At 47.4% G+C, this 21,055-nt stretch carries 13 protein-coding genes; 9 read left to right on the plus strand and 4 right to left on the minus strand.

Going from position 1 to position 21,055, the window contains the following annotated elements:
* Positions 1-10 precede the first annotated feature (10 nt).
* The 5 genes from ACTJKB_RS29715 (at position 11) to ACTJKB_RS29735 (ending at position 5,817) form a co-directional block, all read left to right on the plus strand.
* Positions 11-1,588, plus strand: a complete 1,578-nt coding sequence (locus tag ACTJKB_RS29715; protein ID WP_440837853.1) for a glycoside hydrolase family 43 protein — start codon at positions 11-13, stop codon at positions 1,586-1,588.
* Between the two features lie 6 nt (positions 1,589-1,594).
* Positions 1,595-2,938: a GH1 family beta-glucosidase gene (locus ACTJKB_RS29720; RefSeq protein ID WP_440837854.1), complete on the plus strand. Its 1,344-nt coding sequence runs from the start codon at positions 1,595-1,597 to the stop codon at positions 2,936-2,938.
* Between the two features lie 405 nt (positions 2,939-3,343).
* Positions 3,344-4,243, plus strand: coding sequence for an alpha/beta hydrolase fold domain-containing protein (locus tag ACTJKB_RS29725; protein WP_440837855.1), 900 nt, complete (start codon positions 3,344-3,346; stop codon positions 4,241-4,243).
* 11 nt (positions 4,244-4,254) lie between these two features.
* Positions 4,255-4,677 (plus strand): DUF3237 family protein, encoded by a 423-nt coding sequence (locus ACTJKB_RS29730; protein ID WP_440837856.1) that lies wholly within the window; start codon positions 4,255-4,257, stop codon positions 4,675-4,677.
* Positions 4,678-5,100: 423 nt separating this feature from the next.
* Entirely contained in the window at positions 5,101-5,817 is a 717-nt protein-coding gene (locus ACTJKB_RS29735) for a glycosyltransferase family 2 protein (protein WP_440837865.1), read from the plus strand.
* Positions 5,818-6,130: 313 nt separating this feature from the next.
* On the opposite strand, the gene ACTJKB_RS29740 is transcribed toward ACTJKB_RS29735, so the two are convergent.
* The gene (locus tag ACTJKB_RS29740; RefSeq protein WP_440837857.1) at positions 6,131-7,411 is read right to left on the minus strand and encodes a glycoside hydrolase family 27 protein; all 1,281 of its coding nucleotides are present in this window, start codon (positions 7,409-7,411) and stop codon (positions 6,131-6,133) included.
* A gap of 108 nt (positions 7,412-7,519) precedes the next feature.
* Complete coding sequence (locus ACTJKB_RS29745; RefSeq protein WP_440837858.1) at positions 7,520-8,401, minus strand: helix-turn-helix domain-containing protein; 882 nt, start codon at positions 8,399-8,401, stop codon at positions 7,520-7,522.
* A gap of 116 nt (positions 8,402-8,517) precedes the next feature.
* Between ACTJKB_RS29745 and ACTJKB_RS29750 the strand changes: the two genes are divergently transcribed.
* Positions 8,518-9,588 (plus strand): SGNH/GDSL hydrolase family protein, encoded by a 1,071-nt coding sequence (locus ACTJKB_RS29750; RefSeq protein ID WP_440837859.1) that lies wholly within the window; start codon positions 8,518-8,520, stop codon positions 9,586-9,588.
* Here the strand turns inward: ACTJKB_RS29750 and ACTJKB_RS29755 are convergent, their stop codons facing one another.
* On the minus strand, positions 9,589-11,532 hold the full coding sequence (locus tag ACTJKB_RS29755) for an ATP-dependent DNA helicase (RefSeq protein ID WP_440837860.1): 1,944 nt from the start codon (positions 11,530-11,532) through the stop codon (positions 9,589-9,591).
* Positions 11,533-12,059: 527 nt separating this feature from the next.
* Between ACTJKB_RS29755 and ACTJKB_RS29760 the strand changes: the two genes are divergently transcribed.
* From ACTJKB_RS29760 to ACTJKB_RS29770, 3 genes are all read left to right on the plus strand, one after another.
* Positions 12,060-12,992, plus strand: coding sequence for a sensor histidine kinase (locus tag ACTJKB_RS29760; RefSeq protein ID WP_440837861.1), 933 nt, complete (start codon positions 12,060-12,062; stop codon positions 12,990-12,992).
* On the plus strand, positions 12,989-13,642 hold the full coding sequence (locus ACTJKB_RS29765) for a response regulator (RefSeq protein ID WP_440837862.1): 654 nt from the start codon (positions 12,989-12,991) through the stop codon (positions 13,640-13,642). The genes ACTJKB_RS29760 and ACTJKB_RS29765 overlap by 4 nt, the downstream gene beginning before the upstream one ends.
* Positions 13,643-13,855: 213 nt before the next feature.
* Positions 13,856-16,063 (plus strand): MMPL family transporter, encoded by a 2,208-nt coding sequence (locus ACTJKB_RS29770; RefSeq protein ID WP_440837863.1) that lies wholly within the window; start codon positions 13,856-13,858, stop codon positions 16,061-16,063.
* A 366-nt stretch (positions 16,064-16,429) separates the two neighbouring features.
* Here the strand turns inward: ACTJKB_RS29770 and ACTJKB_RS29775 are convergent, their stop codons facing one another.
* Complete coding sequence (locus tag ACTJKB_RS29775) at positions 16,430-20,011, minus strand: S-layer homology domain-containing protein (RefSeq protein WP_440837864.1); 3,582 nt, start codon at positions 20,009-20,011, stop codon at positions 16,430-16,432.
* Positions 20,012-21,055: the final 1,044 nt, after the last annotated feature.

Consider the following 21,055-nt stretch of genomic DNA (forward strand, 5'->3'; position numbering starts at 1 on the left):
AATTAATAAGATGAATGCCATTACTAATCCCGTACTACGCGGATTCAACCCTGATCCGTCTATTGTACGCGTAGAAGACAATTACTATATTGCCACTTCCACTTTTGAGTGGTTCCCGGGCGTTCAGATTCACCATTCCAAGGACCTGATTCACTGGAGATTGCTGAAGCGGCCACTGGACCGGATATCGCAACTGAACATGCAGGGGAACGGAGATTCCGACGGTGTATGGGCACCCTGTCTGACTTATGATAACGGTCTCTTCTATTTAATTTATACAGATGTTAAGTCTCACAAAGGTGCTTTTAAGGACACCCACAACTACCTTGTGACAGCAGCAGATATAGAAGGTCCATGGTCGGAACCGGTATATCTGCACAGCAGCGGGTTCGATCCCTCTTTGTTTCATGATGATGACGGCCGGAAATGGCTGCTGAGCATGTTATGGGATTTCCGGAAGGGGAAGAACAAGTTCGGAGGCATTGTCATTCAGGAATATTCACACTCGGAGCAAAGACTGGTGGGTCCGGCTGCAACCATCTTTGAAGGAACAGAATTAGGATTTACGGAAGGGCCGCACCTGTATAAGCAGGGTGACTACTACTACCTGATTACTGCGGAGGGTGGAACCGGGTACCAGCATGCTGTTACTGTCGCGCGATCGGCTTGCCTTCATGGACCCTACGAAATTGATCCGCTTAATCCGGTGCTGACCAGCAGTGGTAATTCCGGGTTGACTCTCCAAAAAGCAGGGCATGCTTCCTTAGTTGAAACCCAAAATGGCGAATGGTATATGGCCCACCTTTGCGCAAGACCGGCGGATGGTCATCATTGTACGCTGGGCAGGGAGACAGCACTGCAGAAATGTTATTGGGACGAGAAAGGCTGGCTCCGTTTGGAAGGGGGAGGGAACGCTCCTTCTGCTACGGTACAGGCTCCAGCCCTCCCGCTTCATCCGTTTAAACCGGAACTGGAGCGGGATGATTTTGATGAACCCTTGCTGGGCAGCCATTGGAGCACACTCCGAATCCCGCCGGATTCAAGCTGGCTCACCCTTAGTGAACGGGAGGGTTTTCTGCGCATAAAAGGAATGGAGTCTTTAAGCTCTCTGCATAGGCAGAGTCTGATTGCCCGTCGGCAGCAGTCATTTAGTATTGAGGCAGAAACGGTAATTGAGTTCGAGCCGGAGAGCTTTCAGCAGATGGCAGGCCTAATTCTATATTACAACACGGAAGATTATGTGTACTTAAGGATTACCCATCTCGAGAAGCACGGCAGAGTAATTGGAGTTATTGAATCGAAGCATGGGGTATACGATGAGCTGCTCGCAGCTGATCTGAAGCTGCCGCAATATGGTCCGGTTCGTTTAAAGGCTATAGTCCACCGGGACCGTCTGCAATTTTATTATGCAACTGAGGATAATAACTGGTGCCCGGTTGGCGAAGAGATTAATATTCTGCATCTTTCGGATGAAGCTGCTGAGCCTTTAAGATTTACAGGGACATTCGTTGGAGTGTGTGCACAGGATTTGAGAGGCACCCGAAAGCAGGCAGACTTTGATTATTTTATATACAGGGAAATGGAGTGAATTGTATTGTCAATTATACAGTTTCCTAAGGACTTTCTGTGGGGGGCAGCTACTGCTGCTTATCAGGTAGAAGGAGCCTGGAACGAGGGTGGACGCGGCCTTTCAATCTGGGATACCTACGCACATACTCCAGGGAATATACGAAATGGTGATAACGGTGATATCGCTTGTGGACATTACCATCACTATGAGGAAGATATTGCGTATATGAAAAAGCTCGGGTTACGCACTTACCGGTTCTCCATATCCTGGTCCAGAGTTTTCCCGAACGGCACGGGAGAGCTTAACAAGGAAGGGCTTCACTTTTACCATAGGCTAGTGGACAAGCTGCTCGACAACGGAATTGAGCCTTTTTGTACCCTTTATCATTGGGATCTTCCACAGGCTCTTCAGGATACAGGAGGCTGGAAGAATCGTAACACCATTGATGCTTTTGCCCTGTATGCCGGAGAGATGTTCAAATCATTCCAGGGAAAAATCAAATACTGGACTACCTTCAATGAGCCTTGGTGTGTCTCTTTCAAAGCCCATTACGTTGGAGACCTGGCTCCGGGTGAGAAGAATCTGCAAAGCGCACTTGATGTTGCTCATCATCTGATGATCGCTCACGGCAGAACAGTGAAGCTATTCCGGCAGCTGGAGGTTCCTGGGCAAATTGGTTATGCTCCGAATGTAAGCTGGCGTGAACCGTTTAGCTCTAAACCGGAAGATGCCGGTGCTTGCCGCCGCAGAATAGGGTGGATGGTTGAATGGTTCATGGACCCTATCTTTAAAGGGGAATATCCTGAATTCATGACTGCAGCCTTTGAGGCCCATGGCGCGAAGGTGAATGTTCAGCAAGGAGACATGGAAGATATTAAGCAGCCGATTGACTTCCTTGGAATTAACTATTATACCGGCTCCTTGGGGCGTTATAAGAAGGATAATGGCCTATTTGAGCTTGAAGACATAGATGAAGGTTATGAAAGAACAGACTTTAACTGGCCGATTTACCCTGAAGGCCTATATAAGGTGCTCGTACACATTACGGAACGTTATGGTCAAATCCCTATCTACATCACCGAAAACGGAGCATGTTATGATGACAATCCGGTCCAGGGAAAAGTTCAGGATAACAAGCGTATTTCATATCTCAGCAAACATTTAACTCAGTTAAACCGGGCAATGGAGGCAGGGGTACTGGTAAAGGGCTATATCGCCTGGTCTTTGCTCGATAATTTTGAGTGGGCTGACGGTTACAGCAGGCGTTTTGGGCTGATACATGTAGATTTTAATTCATTAGTGCGAAAGCCAAAAGACAGCTTTTTCTGGTATAAAAAAGTGATCGCTAACGGATGGATAGAAGTCTGAGTTGCATCACTCCTATACGCGGCCTTATTATAAAAGATTAAATACTTCACCACGAACACTCTCCTGTTCCAGGAGAGTGTTCGTGGTTTATTTTTTAGGCAACATTTTTTTGAGCAGGATCCTCTCCAATGGAATGTGCTGTTTGCAGCCTGTAGTCTGTGCACGCGACAACACTATGTGTTTTATAAGGTGAAGCGGCAAGCGAATTATTATCATGCAAATCGTTAACATAAGTATCAATGTCAAATTAGGCGTGAGTACTACAAGAGACGGGGACTATAGATATGCGGATGAGATGCTTTTGTTATATACGTGACAATCCATGCTATATCATAAATAAGTATGGTACCATTAATATAGAGGGATTTAGTAATGCTACTTTTTATATACAAGGAGTTGTTGCTAGTGGATCAGAAAGCAGCAGATATTGCAGCTAATGAAATACCCGAAGGAACACAGATTCTTTACGGGGATTTTGCGGAAGGAGGCTCTTATTATTCTTGCACTTACCGCCCTGATGTAGTTTACGCAACATACGGTGATTTGGAAAGAAAGCTGCAAATTATTATACCAGGCCGCATTGGATATAAATTTCCTCTAGTCGTCTTTATCCAAGGTTCCGCTTGGGAAAAGCAGGATTTATACTCTCAAATTCCTAATCTCTCTCATATTGCGGCAAAGGGATACGTGGTAGCCAGTGTAGAAATAAGGGATACTGGGATTGCGCGTTTTCCGGCTGCCGTTGAGGATGTGAAATGCGCGATCCGGTTCATGCGCAGGAATGCAGAGGAATATGGTGTTGATCCGGACCGCATAGCGGTATGGGGGGATTCATCCGGCGGGCACCTTTCCTTAATGACGGGACTTACCATAGGCAGGTATGATAATGGTTTATACAGTGAACAGTCGGACGAAGTCAGCGCAGTAATTGACTATTATGGGATTTCGGACCTGCTGACCTTAGGGAAGTATAATAATATCCTTGACCATGATGCAGCCGATTCTCCTGAAGGCTTGTTTATTGGCGGAAAAGTAAAGGAACATACTGAATTGGCGAAGAAGGCAAGTCCGCTTCATCAGGATTTGGATAGAGCGCTTCCGCCCTTTCTGATTGTACATGGAGACAGTGACCAAGTTGTACATATTAACCAAAGTTTAGAGATGTACAAAGCTTTGAAAGAGCATGGACATAACGTTTTATTTTATAAGGTAGCAGGTGCAGATCATGGACCAGGCTTCTGGAATCCTCAGGTACTCGACATTACCGCTAAATTTTTATCTGCTCACTTAAATCGTCCACACTAAGGAGGGATCTCATGGAATTTGAGGAAGTGCTCACTGTACATGTTGAAATAGGGAACACGCATGAATTACGCAATAATGACGGTGATTCTGTAGTTATGATTTCTTTTACAGGCACTGTGACAGGAAAGTATTTCGAAGGAACTGTGCTTGATGGCGGGGTGGACACCCAAATTATTGGGGCATTTGGAAATCGACATAGTCTATCTGCAAGGTATATGCTTCAGGGAAGGGACTATACAGGACAAGCCTGCAAAATTTACATCGAAAATAACGGGGAAATCAATAAAAAACTGAAAACCTTATTGTTCCGCACTTCTCCTAAAATGATTACAGATAGTAAAGCTTTGTCTTTCTTAAATGGCAGTATGCTTGTTGGGGAAGGGCATTCAACCGAGTTAGGGTTAGATATCAAAATATTTAGAGCGACACCTTAAGATGGCTGATATTATGATTTGCTGATTAGGACATATACGAAATCAACTCATGAACAATGAATGGGTTGATTTTTTATTTATTCAACGAAAAATATGGATGTTACTGCGGTACCAGCCGCTGCTGGCAGAACGTTTTCTGGCTAGACATAGTGGGAAGCCTATTGAGGGAAAACTCACGTTTTATTCTAGGAATAAGCAATGAAGCTAAGCTCCGCATTGTGGGGCTTTTTTGGCTTGCCCAAAAGGGCAAGGCGCTCCGCCCCTTTGGACGATGCCGGAAGTTCGCCCCTGCTATAAGATAAAAGTATAGAGAACATAGCGGCAAAGAAGAGACGAATGAATGGTCAAATCAAGTGCTGCCAACGGCAAAGATGACAAAGCGATTTTATTTCATTATCTATTTCAGAAATCGAGGTGTTTGCGATGATCCGTCTTTCAATCGTCGTACCTGTCTATAATGAAGAGGAAAATATATATGATCTGTACTTGAGTATTGCAGAAGCGCTGAAAGGAAAAGTCGAGAATTATGAAATTGTGCTGGTCAATGATGGAAGCAAGGACCGTAGTTCTTTACTGCTTAATGAAATCGCCCAGATAGATCCGGCTGTAAAGGTTATTCATTTCAAAAAAAGCTACGGGCAGACAGCCGCCATTTCAGCCGGAATAAAAAGTTCCAGAGGTGAGTTAATCGCCCTGATGGATGCAGATATGCAGACAGATCCCCGGGATATCTTCAGGCTAATGCCATTTATCGGAAAAATTGATTTAGTAAATGGAAGACGCATGGAACGTAAAGGCAACAGATTTAAAAAAATATCCTCGCGTCTTGACAATAGAATCTGCAATTGGATTACTGGAGAAACGATTTATGATACAGACTGCCCACTGAAGCTCTTCACCCGGGAGGTAGCGGACAGCTTTCATTTATACAATGGAATGCATCGTTTTTTGCCCACACTGGCCAAGATGAATGGATTCTCTGTCATTGAAGTAACTGTAACCCATCAAAAAAAGAAACACGGCGTATCTAAATATTGGGTTTTGAAGGGTAGATACACAGGATTCATGGATGCTATACTCATTGGCTGGCTCAAAAAGAAAGGGATTATGTACCATATTAAAGGAGGAAATAAGATATAGACCAGCATAATGAATCATCAAAGATAATACAGAATGATAATGTTGAAAAACATTTATTAGCCAACTGTAAAGAGGAGGACAAATGAACGAAAAGAATGGGATGCAGAATATCAGCGAATTATTTGCCTCCAAGCCGCATTGATTTATTTGTGTGCGATTTTAATGCGGGAAGGTTATCAGGCGGTTTTGATTGGGCTGCTTCCTATACTGATCGTGTACCACTTTTAATCCGGTGCGGGAGTTTACTTGTACCCCCATTCTCTGCACAAAAAGAAAGCCGGTTTTCCAGACAATCTGGAGAACCGGCTTTTCTTTACAGGAAGCTATAGAGGCGTACGCCGTGCGGTGGAACAGTGGTCTGCAGCGCACCTGCGGTAAGTTCGGCAGGCGTTCCGCTCCACAGCTCGGTGCCGGCGGCTGCGCCACTCAGGCCAAGCTCTTCAAGGGCCAGATCCAACTGCAGCGGGCTTTCGCCAACGTTGAATACAGCAGCATAACGAGTGCCATCGGAGTGCTCAGCGGTCCAGACGATAAAATCATCTTTGCAGAGCGCTTCCCTGGCTCCGTGGCTCTCCCGGTGCATGCGCAGAACCTCACGGTTGGTAAGCAGTGCAAGCGTCCAGTCATCATTGTCCCGCAATTCACCGCCAAAGATGAGCGGAGAGCGGAAGATACTCCAAAGCGACATCATCGTCAGCTGCTCATCACGCGTGAACCGGGTCCAGCGGTCCTCCCCGCCGCCATCCACAGAGCGGATACCAATATGACCGAGCGGCAGCATATCGCAGTCCGGCCAGCAGCCGGCTTGAGGTACGCCCTGCCATTTCCGGCAGCGGTCGAACATATCCAGCAACAGCGGCCACAGGTCCCAGAAGTCATCTGTAACCCGCCACATGTTGGCATGTCCGGTGAAGAATTCTGCGTATTCCACCGGAGCGGGGCCAGGAGAGAGGCTCAGCACCATGGGCCGGCCGCAGCGCTCAATCGCCTGGGAGATTAGAGCGATCTCAGGCTGATGAGTATCGTACAGCCTGGAAGCGGCGATGTCGTCGACCTTCACCAGGTCAACGCCCCATTCTGCATACAGTTCAAAGAGAGAATTATAATACGCCTGTGCCCCTTCTTTGGAGGCATCCACTCCGTACATATCTGTATTCCATGGACAGATGGAGTTCGTATGTGCAATATCGCGTGCCGTCGCAGTTGTACCCAAGATCGGTGTGGCCGCATGGGCAGCCTGCCGCGGGATACCGCGCATAATATGAATACCGAATTGCAGCCCAAGACTGTGCACATAATCGGCTAAGGGCTTGAAGCCAAGGCCGCCCGCTGCGGAAGGGAAGCGGTTCTCAGCGGGCATCAGCCGGGAATATTCATCCGTAATCAGCGGAACAAACGGCCGGTATTGTGAAGAGTTCGCATAAGGCTCGTACCACTGAATATCAACGGTAATATAGCTCCAGCCGAAGGCTTTGAGGTGTTCTGCCATATACTGTGCATTTCCGCGTATTTCTTCTTCCGTTACGGCCGCGCCGTAGCAGTCCCAGCTGTTCCAGCCCAGCGGCGGAGTAGGTGCTGCAAGCTTATGATCCATTATGAATCTCCTTTACTGATGTATTATTGCTCTTTCTAGTTTCATCATAATAAAGGAGATTAGCGATATCTATAGTAATCTTACGAGCCGAATAGCACTATATTGCGGTTAATCGAAAAACAGCCTGCGGTAGGTAAGGCTTTCGCCCCCGCTTCGGAATTCTCCGGGTGTAAGTCCGGTTAAGCTTCGGAACGCCTTGATGAAATAACTCCCGCTGGAGTAGCCGATCTGCTCAGCAATGGTTTCTATGCTGAGACCGGTTCCTCTGAGCAGCTCCATGGCCTTCTCCGTACGGACACGGGTCAGATAAGCGCCAGGAGTCAGACCCGTGCTGGCCGAGAAGCGGCGGATCAGATGGTATTTGGATAGGGAGACATGCTCGGAAAGCTGATCGATGCTGATCATCCGTGAATAGTTATGCTCAATAAATTCGGCTGCGCGCCTCACGTTCTCTGACCAGTTGTCCCTGTTCCGCAGTGTTGTCACTTGCAGCCTGGAGAGCTCTGTCATGAACTGATAGATGCACGACGAGGCAATAAGAGGGTCGGAGATTCTGCCGGCTGCCGCATCGTTTACAATCATCCGTAATACCCGGACCGGTGCACAGTCTGCGGGCAGATAAGGAACTTCTCCTGCTTCACGCAAGAACTTGCGAAAGTGGGGCAGAATCAGATCGGGCCGGAAGAGCAGGAACAGGAATTCCCAAGGCTCTGCTGATTCCGGGTGATAATAATAGCGGTGGGGTCCGGGAATTTCGGCGAGAAAAGCCTGCCCGGCGGTAACACGGTGCGTCCGGTCCCCCGACTCAAATACGCCTTCTCCGGAGAGGGTGTATTGGAACAACAGAAGTGGCCCATCGTTCCGCTCCAGACCGTCCCAGCGATAAGACGGCGTGGTGATTGAATCAGACCCGGCCGCAAATAATACGCACAGCTGGAGCTCCTTATCTTCCGCGAACCGAAAGCCGTAGGTGCCTCTGGGAATATCCATAATGTCCTCCTAGCAGTAAGTGAAGATGCTTCAGCATTGATCTTAACGCGACTTATTGAAAACAGAAAGCACCTTTGTTACTGTTACATATATAAATGCTGCGAAGGAAGGTTATTATGTCCCTAAAAACTCAAAGTTTTAAAGCAACGAATGAACATGTGAAAATCATCGGCCGGACTCATTATTCCAACGATGTACTGTGGCTGGCGCTCTCAGGCGGCGGCGTGGAATTTTCCTTCCATGGTACAAAAGCGGAGATCGCATTAAGAGGTGATGCTATTGCCTCATCCGGCAATAATCTCGCTAGAATCGGCATCAGTGTAAACGGCAAAAGGGTTATTGACGATCAGGTGGATCAACCGCTCCAATCGTATACTGTATTTGAAAGCGAAACTGCGCAGAACGTCACGATAAGGCTCATCAAATTATCAGAGGCGGCGATGTCTACGGTAGGAATTGAGGAAATCGCTGTCGATGCAGCGGATGGAATTAAGCCAACCCCGGATGAAGTACATAAAATTGAATTTATCGGTGACTCCATTACTTGCGGCTATGGTGTTGATGATGAGGTTGGGCTGCATTCTTTTTCTACGGCTACGGAAGATGTTACAAAAACCTATGCTTACCTCACCGCGCAGCAGCTTCATGCGGACTACAGCATGGTTTCGTACAGCGGATACGGCATCATTACAGGCTACACGGAAAACGATCAAAAGCTTACCACACACCTGATCCCGGATTATTATGAAAAAGTGGGAAAGTCTGAGGGGGAATTTGATGGTTGTGTGCTGCCCCAAGATCTGCGTTGGGACTTCAGGAAGTTTGTGCCCGGTCTGATTGTCATTAATCTTGGAACGAATGACGATTCCTACACCAAAGAGGATATCAGCAAGCAGACGGAATATGCTGAACAATATGTTGAATTTCTTAAAATGGTCAGACGCAACAATCCGCATGCTCCAATTCTGTGTACGCTGGGTATCATGGGAGACAGGCTGTATCCTTTTGTCGAACAAGCAGTGAAACAATATACCCGGGATACAGGCGATAGCAATATTAACACAATGAAGTTTGATGTGCAGCTGGAAGCTGACGGATACGCAGCCGACTTCCATCCGTCCCAGGCCACTCACCGTAAAGCGGCGGACAAACTGACTGCTCAAATTAAAGAGCTCATGGAGTGGTGATTAAGCGAGGGAGCGCGGATCACTACGCTGTATCCCTTTTTCGTTCACGAACTTCTCCAGAACCCTGAAATCCTCGGTAACCTTTTTAAAAGGTAAAGCTTCCAGCACTTGTTCCCGGTAATCCTTTTTGGCTGCAGCGGACAGCCGGGAGTCAAGTATGCTGAGTACACCAAGGTCAGTTTCACTGCGGATCAGACGGCCGGTTCCTTGTCTTAACCGAAGCAGCATGTCCGGTACAAACACATCATTCAAGGGATTTTCGGCCAGAGATGCCTTATATTCATAGATAGGATCGGAAGGAACAGGGAAAGGCAGACGGAAAATGATTAATTGCGACAAATCTGAACCTTCAATATTCACACCTTCCCAGAATACACCGGTACTAAGAAGGACGCCTTTACTGCCCCGGAATTCAGCGATCACCCCGTCTTGGGACGAACCTTCTCTTTGCACATGTAGCGTCCATGTAAGCGCCTCAGAGTTTAATCTCTCATGGATATACTTCATATCCTCCTTAGCTGAAAAAAGGACCAATGTCCGCCCGCCCGTTAAATTACAGAGCCTCAGCATTTCCTTGTAGGCCGCATCAAGATAACTTTTCCGGTCCTTATGGTTATAGTAGGGGACGCCCTTGGCAATATACATCATGGTGTGGTTGTCGTAATCAAACGGTGAAGCCTGGCGCTCCATATAATCTCCCCTGTACCCGAGGGACTCAGTGAGATAAGCGTATTGTTCCTCCAGCGTTTCTCCGCCTTGGCACATGGTTGCTGACGTTAAGATCACGGATGTCTTCCCGTTAAATAAAGTATACTTTAGAAATTGGCTTATGCCCTTTGGGCAGATACTGATGGTACTCTCCCGCTGGCTGTTGCTTGCCCAGATCAGATAGTTGTCCTTTGCTCCGGCGAGCACATCAAAGAGGTCGATAAGTCCGTTCATGGCTTCAAAAGCATTGTCGATTTCCCGCTCACGCCGGGAAGTTAAGACGGAAAGGCTGAGACTGAGCTCTTTCAAAATCTGCACCGCCCGTCTTAACGGAATTCCTGTAATCTCCGATACTTTTATCCGGTCATTGTCCTGTTTGGCTGTGTGAAGCAGATCCGCCTCTACTTGTTTAAAGATATGGCCAACGCATCTTTTTATAAATTTGAATTGCCCCATAAGTCCCGGATCTGCGGATTGCTTGAAGAGAATCTGCAAGACGTCGTCCAGTATGCGGCAGGTGCCCCGGAAAGTGAACTCGAGTGTTCCTGCATCTCTGACCTTTGCTTCCAGATTATGAGCTTCATCTATGACGATCAGGGCCGGCCGTTCCGTGATTAAGCCCTTGGTTCCTTCTTTTTTCTTGATCAGATCACGGATAAGCAGGTCCTGGTTTACGATAATGAAATCCATATCGCCGGCGCTGGCATTAATCTTCGCTCTCATCTCGTAGAACGTACATGTGCTTTTATAATGGCAATGTTCAAATTTACAGTCATTTACACAAACGTTAGACCATACTGTATCACTGGTTCCGCCCTCAATGTCCGCTCTTTCATCAATCTCGTAATTCAAAATACGCCCGGCAAGCGTAGACAGAGGGGAGCTTGAATCATCAGGCTTGAACAGCTCTGCTGCTCTGTACCGGCAGGCATACTGCCCCATGCCTTTTCCGACAACGGAGCGGACCGTGGTAAATCCGAGACGGCTTCCGATGAATCTGAGATCTTTATGTATCTGTTCTGAAAGCTGGATGGAGGAGGTGGCAATAATGACCGGCTGCCGGGAGACTTGGTTAATGAGCAGGCCGGGAATAAGGTAGGCAAAGGATTTGCCGATGCCGACCCCGGCTTCAATCATCGCGTTATGGCCATTAATGTAGGCGTCAGCGATATCCAGAGACATATCCTGCTGGCCGATCCGCTCTTTCAGTCCGATCCTGGGGAATCTGTCATACATCCGGAAGATGGCATTAATTAAAGAGGGTTCGATGTCCTTTTTCAGCTCCCGCTTCTGTAATTTATAGAGATCATTTAACCAACTGATGACGACCGCCCCTTTTCTATATTAATGATCTTCTTGCTGGAGTATTTTGGTGAGGTTGTAATTATCTTCGATGCTACCTGAACAGTCAAGTGTCGGACTCTATCAAAGCCTTAATGAAGCTGTATCATCAGTAAGAAAGTCATATATAATGGATGATAAGGAGGGTTGTCTAAGTGAAAGAACAAAGAGCTGGAATGCAATCTATTAATGAATTGTTCACATCCAGACATTCCGTTTTGATCTGGATGTCAACGGTTTATGTATCGGCAATAATCATGCAGTTTTTTAAGAACCCTTTGATTTTATCCAGTTCAGTTTTCACTTGTCTTTTCACGGTTCATGTCTTAATACACTGGAACTCATTTCGGATTAGGACAAACAAGCAATTCTGGTTATACTTTTCGATCCAAGGCATCCTGATTTACTTATGCGCGATTCTGATGCCAGACGGTTATCAAGCCGTGTTAATTGGACTGCTTCCAGTCTTGGTCGCTCAAAGTCTGGGGTTTTCCTATCGGATCAAAAGAGTCGTTCTCGTTGCCTTGATCAGTATTATCTTGTTTTTTGATGCAATGCTTACTTTAGGAGATACGGATGAACTCATATTATTCCTTCCCTTTTTCACCCTGATGCTGATTGTTGTTGTGGCCTATGCCCTGTTGTTCTTTCAGCAGGTTCACGAACGGCTCAAGACCCAGAATTTCTTGCGGGATCTTCAGGAGGCTCACAAGAAAGTGGAGGAGTTAACGCTCTCCAATGAACGTCAACGTATGGCTCGCGATCTGCACGATACCCTGGCACAGGGGGTGGCTGGATTAATTATGCAACTCGAAGCGGCAGATGCGCATATAGCACAAGGCCGTACGGAGCGGACTCAGGAAATCATCAAGCAGTCCATGAAACAGGCCCGCACAACCTTGGCAGAAGCCCGCCGGGCTATTGATAATCTTCGGGCGAAATCAGCGTCGGAGATTGATTTTAGGGAAGCTGTTGACGATGAAGTGCAGCATTTTACGGAGGCCACAGGTATAGCCGTTGCAACGTATCTTAAACTCGACAAACGTTTGTCCAGGATGATAATGGAGCACAGTCTGCATATTGTGAAGGAGAGTCTTACCAACATTGCCCGGCATGCGAAGGCTGACAAGGTATGGGTTACCCTGTCTGATCAAAGAGGCCTGTTATTTATGGAGATTAGGGACAACGGATCTGGGTTCAATACGGACGCTATTGGAAAGGAAGCCGGACATTATGGTCTACTGGGCCTCCAGGAACGGGTGCGGCTGATTGGAGGAGAAATGAAAGTGCGCAGCAGTCCGGCAGGCACGAGTATACAAATTGAGGTATCATTCACCGAGGGAGAATCTATATGAACCGGTACAAAATCCTGATCGTAGACGATCATTTCGTTGTCAGGGAAGGCTTGAAGCTGATTATGGAAACCGACGAACGGTTTCAAATTGTCGGGGAAGCAGGAAACGGGCAGGAGGCAATACACCTCATTGATGAGTTGCAGCCGGACGTTGTCCTCATGGACTTAAATATGCCGGTGATGAGCGGACTGGAAGCAATGAAGGTATTGAAAAGCAAGAACAGCCCTGTTCCGGTAATCATTCTGACGACCTATAACGAGGATGATCTAATGATTAACGGTCTGGCTTTGGGGGCGAGGGGATACCTGCTAAAGGACACAAGCCGGGAGAATCTGTTCAGAAATATTGAATCTGCGGTGAGAGGGGAGACCTTACTTACGTCAGAGATTATGGAAAGAGTCATAGCCACCCGTGAGAATTACAAGGCTTCTAACTCTGCTAATGAGGAAGCCTCTCTGCTGACCGATAAAGAGACTCAAATTCTGCAGAGCGTAGCTCAGGGTTTCAAAAGCAAGGAAATCGCCTCAGATATGGGAATTGCAGAACGAACGGTAAAAGCACATTTAACGAGTATTTACAATAAACTCGGAGTGGATTCGCGGTCTCAGGCGGTGGCTATCGGTCTGGAACGAGGGATCTTACATATGTAACTTGGGCATGCGAAGGAATTCTTTCGCATGTTTTTGTTTTTATATTCACATTTTAAAGCGAGGCCCCACGGTATGTGTAGGGCTTTTTCTTTTGGACTAAAGGGCTGCCCGAAAGGGCAAATGCGGTCTGCCCGTTTGGACGATGTTGAACAGTTAGCCGGTTTGTAAGATTAAGACATAGATAAAACCTTAGTAAAGAGGAGCGATACTGAAATGGCTAAATTATTATACCGGCTGGGGTTTTGGTCAGCGAAGAACCGGATTAAAGTCCTTATAGGAAGCATTACTCTGTTAGTGATAGCCGCTATTGTGGCGCTGTCGATGGGAATCCATTTTGGTGAGGAGACCAGCATACCCGGGCTTGCCTCGCAAAAAACGCTTGAAGTTATGGAAAAGGAATTTCCAAACCCACAGGGTAACCTTGGCAAGACCCAGCTGGTGCTGAAGGCACCGGACAATGAGACCCTATCCTCTGAAGCAGCTAAGCAGCTTATAACTGCGAAGCTCAAAGAAGTGGCAGCGGATCAGGAGGTTTCTTCGGTTGTAGGTCCATACGAGAACCATTCGTTGAATGCGGACAGCACCATTGGCTATGCCACAATTACTTATAAAGTTCCGGGTGCAGATGTCACCGACGTTTCGAAGGATTCAGTGAATCGGATTGCCGAAAGTCTGCGGGATGCGGGCTGGCAGGCCGAACTGATCGGAGACGGCTATGTGAAAATGGCAACCAGCAGTCCTACCGAAGGGCTCGGGGTATTGCTGGCCCTGGTGATCCTTGCAGTAGCATTAGGCTCTATCATTACCGGCGTTCTGCCGATCCTTACAGCGGGTTTAGGCCTAGGCTTTGGGATTATGCTGATTATTATCGGAACCAGTTTCTTAAATATTCCTTCGTTTGCCTTATCGCTGGCCGGGATGCTGGGACTGGCTGTCGGCATTGACTATGCACTGTTCATTATCGCCAGATACCGGCAGCAGCTTGCCGAAGGCTACGAAAGAAGGGAAGCAATTGCCATCGCGAACGGTACAGCCGGGAGTGCGGTTGTGTTTGCGGGAGTAACGGTCATTATTGCGCTTGTCGGGTTTTCATTCGTTGGAGTACCTTTCCTTACGGCTATGGGTACAGCTGGTGCACTTACTGTATTGACCGCAATACTTATGACCATATTCGTCGTACCGGCGATTCTGGAATTGCTGGGGGAAAAGGTGAAAGTGCCCACCAAGCGTTCCAAGCGCAAAGGAAGCAATCAGAAGCCGGCAAACCACGGCAATTTGTGGGGAAGATTTGTTACCGGGCAGCCTTTAGTGGCTGTAGTACTGGGTGTAGCGTTGCTGGCAACCCTTGCTCTGCCATTCTTTCACATGGAGACGGGGCTAGGTAATGATGGGCATAAATCTCCGGATAAAACCGAACGGCGGGCCTACGATCTCTTGTCCGAAGCCTACGGTGAGGGATACCATGGTCCGTTAGTCATTCTGGCCGAAACGGATGGCGGTAAAGAGGCGGCGGCTAATCTCAATAAAGTCATTGAAGAAGTAAAAACTTATCCCAACATCGCTATGGTAAACCCGGCGGTCACCGGACCTTCCGGAAAGATCTCGCTGATTACTGTTATGCCGACAACGGGACCCAATGATTCGAAAACCATAGACCTTGTCCATTTGATTCGTGATAAGGCGCCGGAAATAGAACAGCAGGATCATATTAAGATCGGTGTAACCGGCAGCACTGCTGTCAATATCGACATCACCCAGAAATTAAACCAGGCATTGCCTAAATTTTGCCTGATCATTGTCGGCCTGGCCTTTGTACTGCTCATGCTGGTATTCCGTTCGATTCTGGTTCCGATTAAGGCAGTGCTCGGATTCATCCTGTCGCTCGGTGCGACCCTGGGATTCGTTACCTTTGTCGTTCAAGATGGACATTTCCAGAATCTGTTCAACTTCTATGCGGAGGCACCGGTGTTTAATTTCCTGCCGATCATTGTAGTCGGCGTCCTGTTCGGTCTGGCGATGGACTACGAAGTATTCCTGGTCAGCCGGATGCGTGAGGAATTCAAGAAGAGCGGCGATGCCAAAAAGTCCGTTCTTGCCGGTATCCGTAACAGCGGCGGAGTCGTAACGGCAGCAGGCCTGATCATGGTTGCGGTCTTTACCGGATTCATTCTCGCAGAAGAGCCTATGGTTAAGGTTATGGGACTGGCGCTCGCCTTCGGTGTTCTCTTTGATGCTTTTATCGTCCGTCTGCTCGTTGTTCCCGGCGTGATGACCTTGCTTGGGAAGTCAGCATGGTATTTTCCAAAATGGCTGGACCGCTTGCTTCCGAATCTCGATGTGGAGGGTGAAGGCGTAATGGAGGAAGTGGAGAAGAAACGGCTGGCTGCAGAGATTGAACCTAAAGTTAGACTCCTTGGCTAATAATGTGGAACAGAGGTGTCACTCTTTGATCCGCCTTTCGGTGGTCGCACCTGTCTATATATATATGATCTGTAATTATCCTGGTAAATGATAGAAGTCGGGGTCAAAGACCAGTAGACAGATCCCAAGGATATTTTTAGACTCATGCCCTTCATTGAAAAGATAGATTGATGAACGGATTTTCCGTTATTGAAGTCTCCGTAACCCATCAGGAAAGGAAACATGGCGTATCCAAATATGGGGGGGTGAATCGTGCCCACGTAGATTTGAGGATACGTAACACTGCACTACGACAAACAGGGATGCCCCTAAGCCACTATCGGCTGGGGCATCCCTGTTCAGATTCACTGCAATAATCGTTTCGTTTTATTGCACGTTGATGATATTGCTGATAACGACAGCGGCTTGGGCACGGTTCGCAATACCTTTTGGCGCAAACAGGCCCTCAGTCATGCCTTTCACAATTCCTTCTTGGGTGAGCAAAGCAACCGCGTCTTTACCATAGGAAGCAATGGCCGATTTGTCTTTGAAGTTCGCGAGTGCAGCATCAGCATCGGTAACTGATTTGCCTTTAAACTTCGTCAGTGCGTTCGCGGCGATGATCGCCATCTCTTCACGTGTGATGGAGCGGTTGGGTTCAAACCTCCCCCCTCCTACACCGCTCACCAGACCACTCTCAACACCAGCAGCAATATAGCTGTAGGCCCAATTCGTAGGTTTTACATCACTGAAGTCAGCGGCAGCCTTCTCCAGCGGCAGGTTGAAGGCACGGACGATCATGGTGATGAATTCGGCGCGGGTCACTTCCTTAAGCGGTGCGAACGAGTTGCCGCCTACGCCGTTAATGATGCCTTTAGCCGTTAATTCTTCGATAGCAGATGCTGCCCATGCTACTTTGCCAAGATCCGTGAAACTGGCTGCTGGAGCTGGTGTAGCTGTTGGCTGCTGAGTAGCCGGAACTCCAGTTGGAGCCGGAGCCCCAGTTGGTGCTGGCGTTGCGATTGGAAAGGGTACACTAGAACCTGGGTTAGACGTTGAAGCCGGTTCCGGATCAAGCACACCGTTATCCATACCGTCAGTTTCCGAAGCTGCCGGAGCCGACGCATAGATCGCGTTCGCCAGTAATCTGAACTGGTTCTGCGGATGATATTTATTGAGCAGATCGTTCGCGAACAATGTCACATGGACATTATCTTTTTGATAATTCAGTGCCAGGACCTGACCTTTAGCAGCATCGCTGTTCGGCCACCATCCGGCTTTGAAGAAATCTTCGCCCGTTCCGTATTTCGCCAGTACTTCAGCGTCTTCCGGAACAGCCGTGATATAAGCGGCAGATACGGTATACAGATATTCGTTGTCTGCATAAGGAGCAGTAATTACGCTGTCCTGCGAGACGTTTGCTTGGAACAAGCCTTCATGTGCTGCCGCTTTGTTCGATTGGTTCACCGGATTGGAGAAATCCAAGCCCGGCAAGAGATTCAAAGATTTAATACTGCTCAACATCGTACGTCCATATCCGATGAATGGTTTACCGCTGGCAATCAAGCCCGTGCCGGCATTGACCAGCACGTCTGCAGCAGCCGTATCGGTAGTCACTTTAAATCCAAGATCGGACAATATAAATGAAGGTGCTCCGGCAATGCCTACATTCGCCGGCTTAAGCAGCTTGCCTGTCTTATCCCCTGATGCGCTGAAAGGCACTAGGTCGAGCAAGTATTTGGAAGCTACTGTTCTCAGATTAGATCTGGAGATCAGGAAGCTTCCCTTTTCATACCCGGTTCCACCATTGGAGAGCAAAGTTACGGCCTTTTTGTTCGCAAGCAATTCGTTAACCGCTTTGATCGCATCATTGTTGCTGTTGCGGATGACGTAATTCTGCTCAAAACGGTACTGATTCAGGTCTGTCGTGGGAATGACGATACTGCCAACCTGCTGGGTCTTGCCGGAGAAGACACCGGCGCTGCGGCTGATATACCGGTCAAATCCCCGCATATCCGCGAAATTCTGTACGGTATCGGAATACATGGCATCGAAGTCGGATACATTCAGTCCATCATACAGGACAAGGTTGGCATAGCCGCGTTTAGCCTGATGCATGTTCACTACGTAGGTTCCTGCCGGATAAATGATACCATCCACGCTTACCGGAGTGACAGTCTTCTCAACCTTCACACCGTTGCGAAGCAGGTATTGCACCATTTTGTAGGTTTCCAGTTCGTTCTTTTGCAGATCCTTCGCTACCGGGAGCACATAATATTCAGGGAAAAAGTTCGTTTCCTTCGTCTCACGTTCACGTCCGATTGACTCATATTTAGCGTTGACCAAATACTTGTCAACCTCTTTGTGGTCTTCGTTATTCATTCCGCGTTTGAAGATCTCGAGCTGGTTCAGGAACAGCTTCTCTTTGTTGTCCTGCACATAGCTTGTGGCAGCAAGTGCCGCATAATAGAAGGCGTCAAGGGAATCTTCATTCAGCTCCGGCACCTCAATCGTATGTCCAAGGGCACCTTGATGCATAGCATAGACAGCGGTGTAAGCCGGTGACGCATCATCCCATCCGGTTGCATTGCCGTAAGGATTAGCATACTCCGGATCATTTTTTAATTTCTCGGCTTCCAGATAAGGAATGTGGTATGCATCATATTTGGTATTTGTGATTCCGGCATTACCCATGACTGTGGCCTGTTCAAGCATATTGTCCAAGACCAGATCGTATTCAATGTTCGGATCATGCGGTGGTGTACAAGGCTCGATCAGGAACCCGCTCACGAAACCGTGCATGTCCAGGAAGCTCAGCGGTGTCCATTTGGCGATTTGCGCTGTAACTGCCTGAGTCTCCGGTTGTGTCTGGTAGGAGTTGTCGCGGTTCGGGTCAAGCAGCGTAGAAGTTGCACGTGTGTTAAGCGCACGGCCATCCGGATTCTCCACATAATCGAGCAGGAAAATCACGTTGTCCAGCGCCTTGTCGATGTCCAGTGCAACCGGAACAACATTGCCGTTCGCATCGGTTGTATCATAGTTGACGATTTTCTGGGTCATCAGCGTATCCAAAAACTTAATGATGACGTCTACACCATTGGCTTCATCCGCATGGATGTTGTTCAACCAGATCGGCACTTTATAATTTTGCAACTGGCCGTTTTTGATCATCTCCTGCAATGCAGCAGGGTCATTGTTCATCAGCGGCAGTGTTTCGTTCAAATATTGGTCTACGGACGCTTTGTCCTTAGCGACGATGGAGAAGTGGATCGCCCGTCCCTGCTTGGACGTTCCGATCTGCTGATACTCCACATAACGGCCGTATTTATTGTTGCTGCTCGCGGTAATTTTATCAATCGCCGGTTTGATTTCATCATATGTATGATAGGTATCATACGGGGTCAGCTTCACTTGCTGCTGCGCCAGCATATCGCCGTTAGGAGCAGTCGCTGTCAGATTGTATGTTCCTGCAAGCTTTACGTACTCAGCCCGGATACCGGTAAGCGACAGGTTGGAGCCGAAAGGCATATCGAAGTATACCAGAGCGGTCACCGTAGCAGGCGAGAGAGGCGCATAGGTTACTTTTACGAACGGGTCTCCAGTATATGCTCTAACATTCGAAGCGTTGTTCCATTTTTTCCATTGTGCCAGAGGCTTCATCTCTTCCGCCGTTCTGCCGAATTTCCAGGTAATCTGGTCTGCAGCCAGACCTTCAGGAAGGGTCAGCGTAACCGGCAGTGTTCTGGCCTCAGTCATCGAGGCTTGGTAGACTTCTGTTGATACGGTAGGTACAGCAGTTTGATAGACTTCCGAGGTAACCGTAGACGAAACGCCGGAATCGGTTGTCGCAGGAACTGTCAGAACTTGAGGCTGTGCTTCAGCAACAGTTTCACCGGCATAGGCTGCCGGAAGGATTCCGGACAACGTAAGGGTTAACGCGATCAATAAGGATAATAATTTCTTGGACATCATTTACCTCCCAGTGTTCTCTCTATTTATTAATTTGCTAGTAAAACGGATGACTCCAGCATCTGATGATGTATGCATTCCTCCAATCGATTCGAACCGCAATGCTTCCATGAATATGTTATATTCACATCACGTGTTACGAATTAATATACATAAAAATTATTTATTATTCATTTGAAATAATATAATATAGCATTTTATTCAAAAGCGGAAGCTTTTTCATAGATTAGATCAAGAAAAATAAACTCTACTAATTTAAGTTGGATTACAGTAGGAACAAGTAAGATGGAGTAAGACGAATGTAAATTGAAGGGGATATTGTCGCCGAGCTTGATGTAGAGAGCATCCCGACCCTGCTGTTGTCCAAATTGCAAAAACCTGGATCGCTTTTTTGGGGAATATAGGCTTATTGGTTTTTAGAACTGGAGGAAAGATCGCTCATTTGTATAGTAAGCTTGCTAAAACACCTGGAAAGTAACGATCTATACTAGCGATCACTGCCCTGCTTGCTGGGAGGCCATACGCTTTTTCATACTGAAGGCATTCCTATCATCAATTGGAGGTTGATTATAATAAGGAGAGTTTCGTTCAAATGCTTAATGATGGGGGATTGCAATCCGGTAATTCTAGTAGGCCGCTAAATCAATCACTCGTTCGAGCCGAAAAAATTAAGCTGCACTAATACACTTCTTGAGATTATAGCCGGAAGCAGAGGGCTTTTCTATTCACTCCAACATTCATTGATGCGATAGTAAATATAGTTATACTATTAATCCAATCGTTGCTGTATATGATCTGAAACAAATGGTAAAAATTACAGGTTGCATGATTGAGGTAAGACGAGGTATATTATTAGTCCGGCCAAGAAACATCAACGCCGAGCTCGAAAAGAAGTTAAAAAAAGAGCTTGCATTACTCGGCCGAACGTGATATATTATAAGAGTTGCTGGTGACGAGATAATCGGCACCGACGACGAGCTTGATCTTTGAAAACTGAACAACGAGTGAGTGGGATTTCACGCAAGTGAGATCCAAAAATAGAGA

This window comes from Paenibacillus sp. 22594 (assembly GCF_052044425.1).
GTDB lineage: Bacteria > Bacillota > Bacilli > Paenibacillales > Paenibacillaceae > Paenibacillus_AQ.

Bases quoted from the DNA above. Each gene is read 5' to 3' on its own strand.
- ACTJKB_RS29750 (WP_440837859.1), top strand. From the start codon at position 8,518: ATGTCCCTAAAAACTCAAAGTTTTAAAGCAACGAATGAACATGTGAAA.
- ACTJKB_RS29770 (WP_440837863.1), top strand. From the start codon at position 13,856: ATGGCTAAATTATTATACCGGCTGGGGTTTTGGTCAGCGAAGAACCGG.
- ACTJKB_RS29715 (WP_440837853.1), top strand. From the start codon at position 11: ATGAATGCCATTACTAATCCCGTACTACGCGGATTCAACCCTGATCCG.
- ACTJKB_RS29745 (WP_440837858.1), bottom strand. From the start codon at position 8,401: ATGGATATTCCCAGAGGCACCTACGGCTTTCGGTTCGCGGAAGATAAG.
- ACTJKB_RS29755 (WP_440837860.1), bottom strand. From the start codon at position 11,532: ATGTATGACAGATTCCCCAGGATCGGACTGAAAGAGCGGATCGGCCAG.
- ACTJKB_RS29760 (WP_440837861.1), top strand. From the start codon at position 12,060: ATGCCAGACGGTTATCAAGCCGTGTTAATTGGACTGCTTCCAGTCTTG.
- ACTJKB_RS29730 (WP_440837856.1), top strand. From the start codon at position 4,255: ATGGAATTTGAGGAAGTGCTCACTGTACATGTTGAAATAGGGAACACG.
- ACTJKB_RS29765 (WP_440837862.1), top strand. From the start codon at position 12,989: ATGAACCGGTACAAAATCCTGATCGTAGACGATCATTTCGTTGTCAGG.
- ACTJKB_RS29740 (WP_440837857.1), bottom strand. From the start codon at position 7,411: ATGGATCATAAGCTTGCAGCACCTACTCCGCCGCTGGGCTGGAACAGC.
- ACTJKB_RS29775 (WP_440837864.1), bottom strand. From the start codon at position 20,011: ATGTCCAAGAAATTATTATCCTTATTGATCGCGTTAACCCTTACGTTG.
- ACTJKB_RS29735 (WP_440837865.1), top strand. From the start codon at position 5,101: ATGATCCGTCTTTCAATCGTCGTACCTGTCTATAATGAAGAGGAAAAT.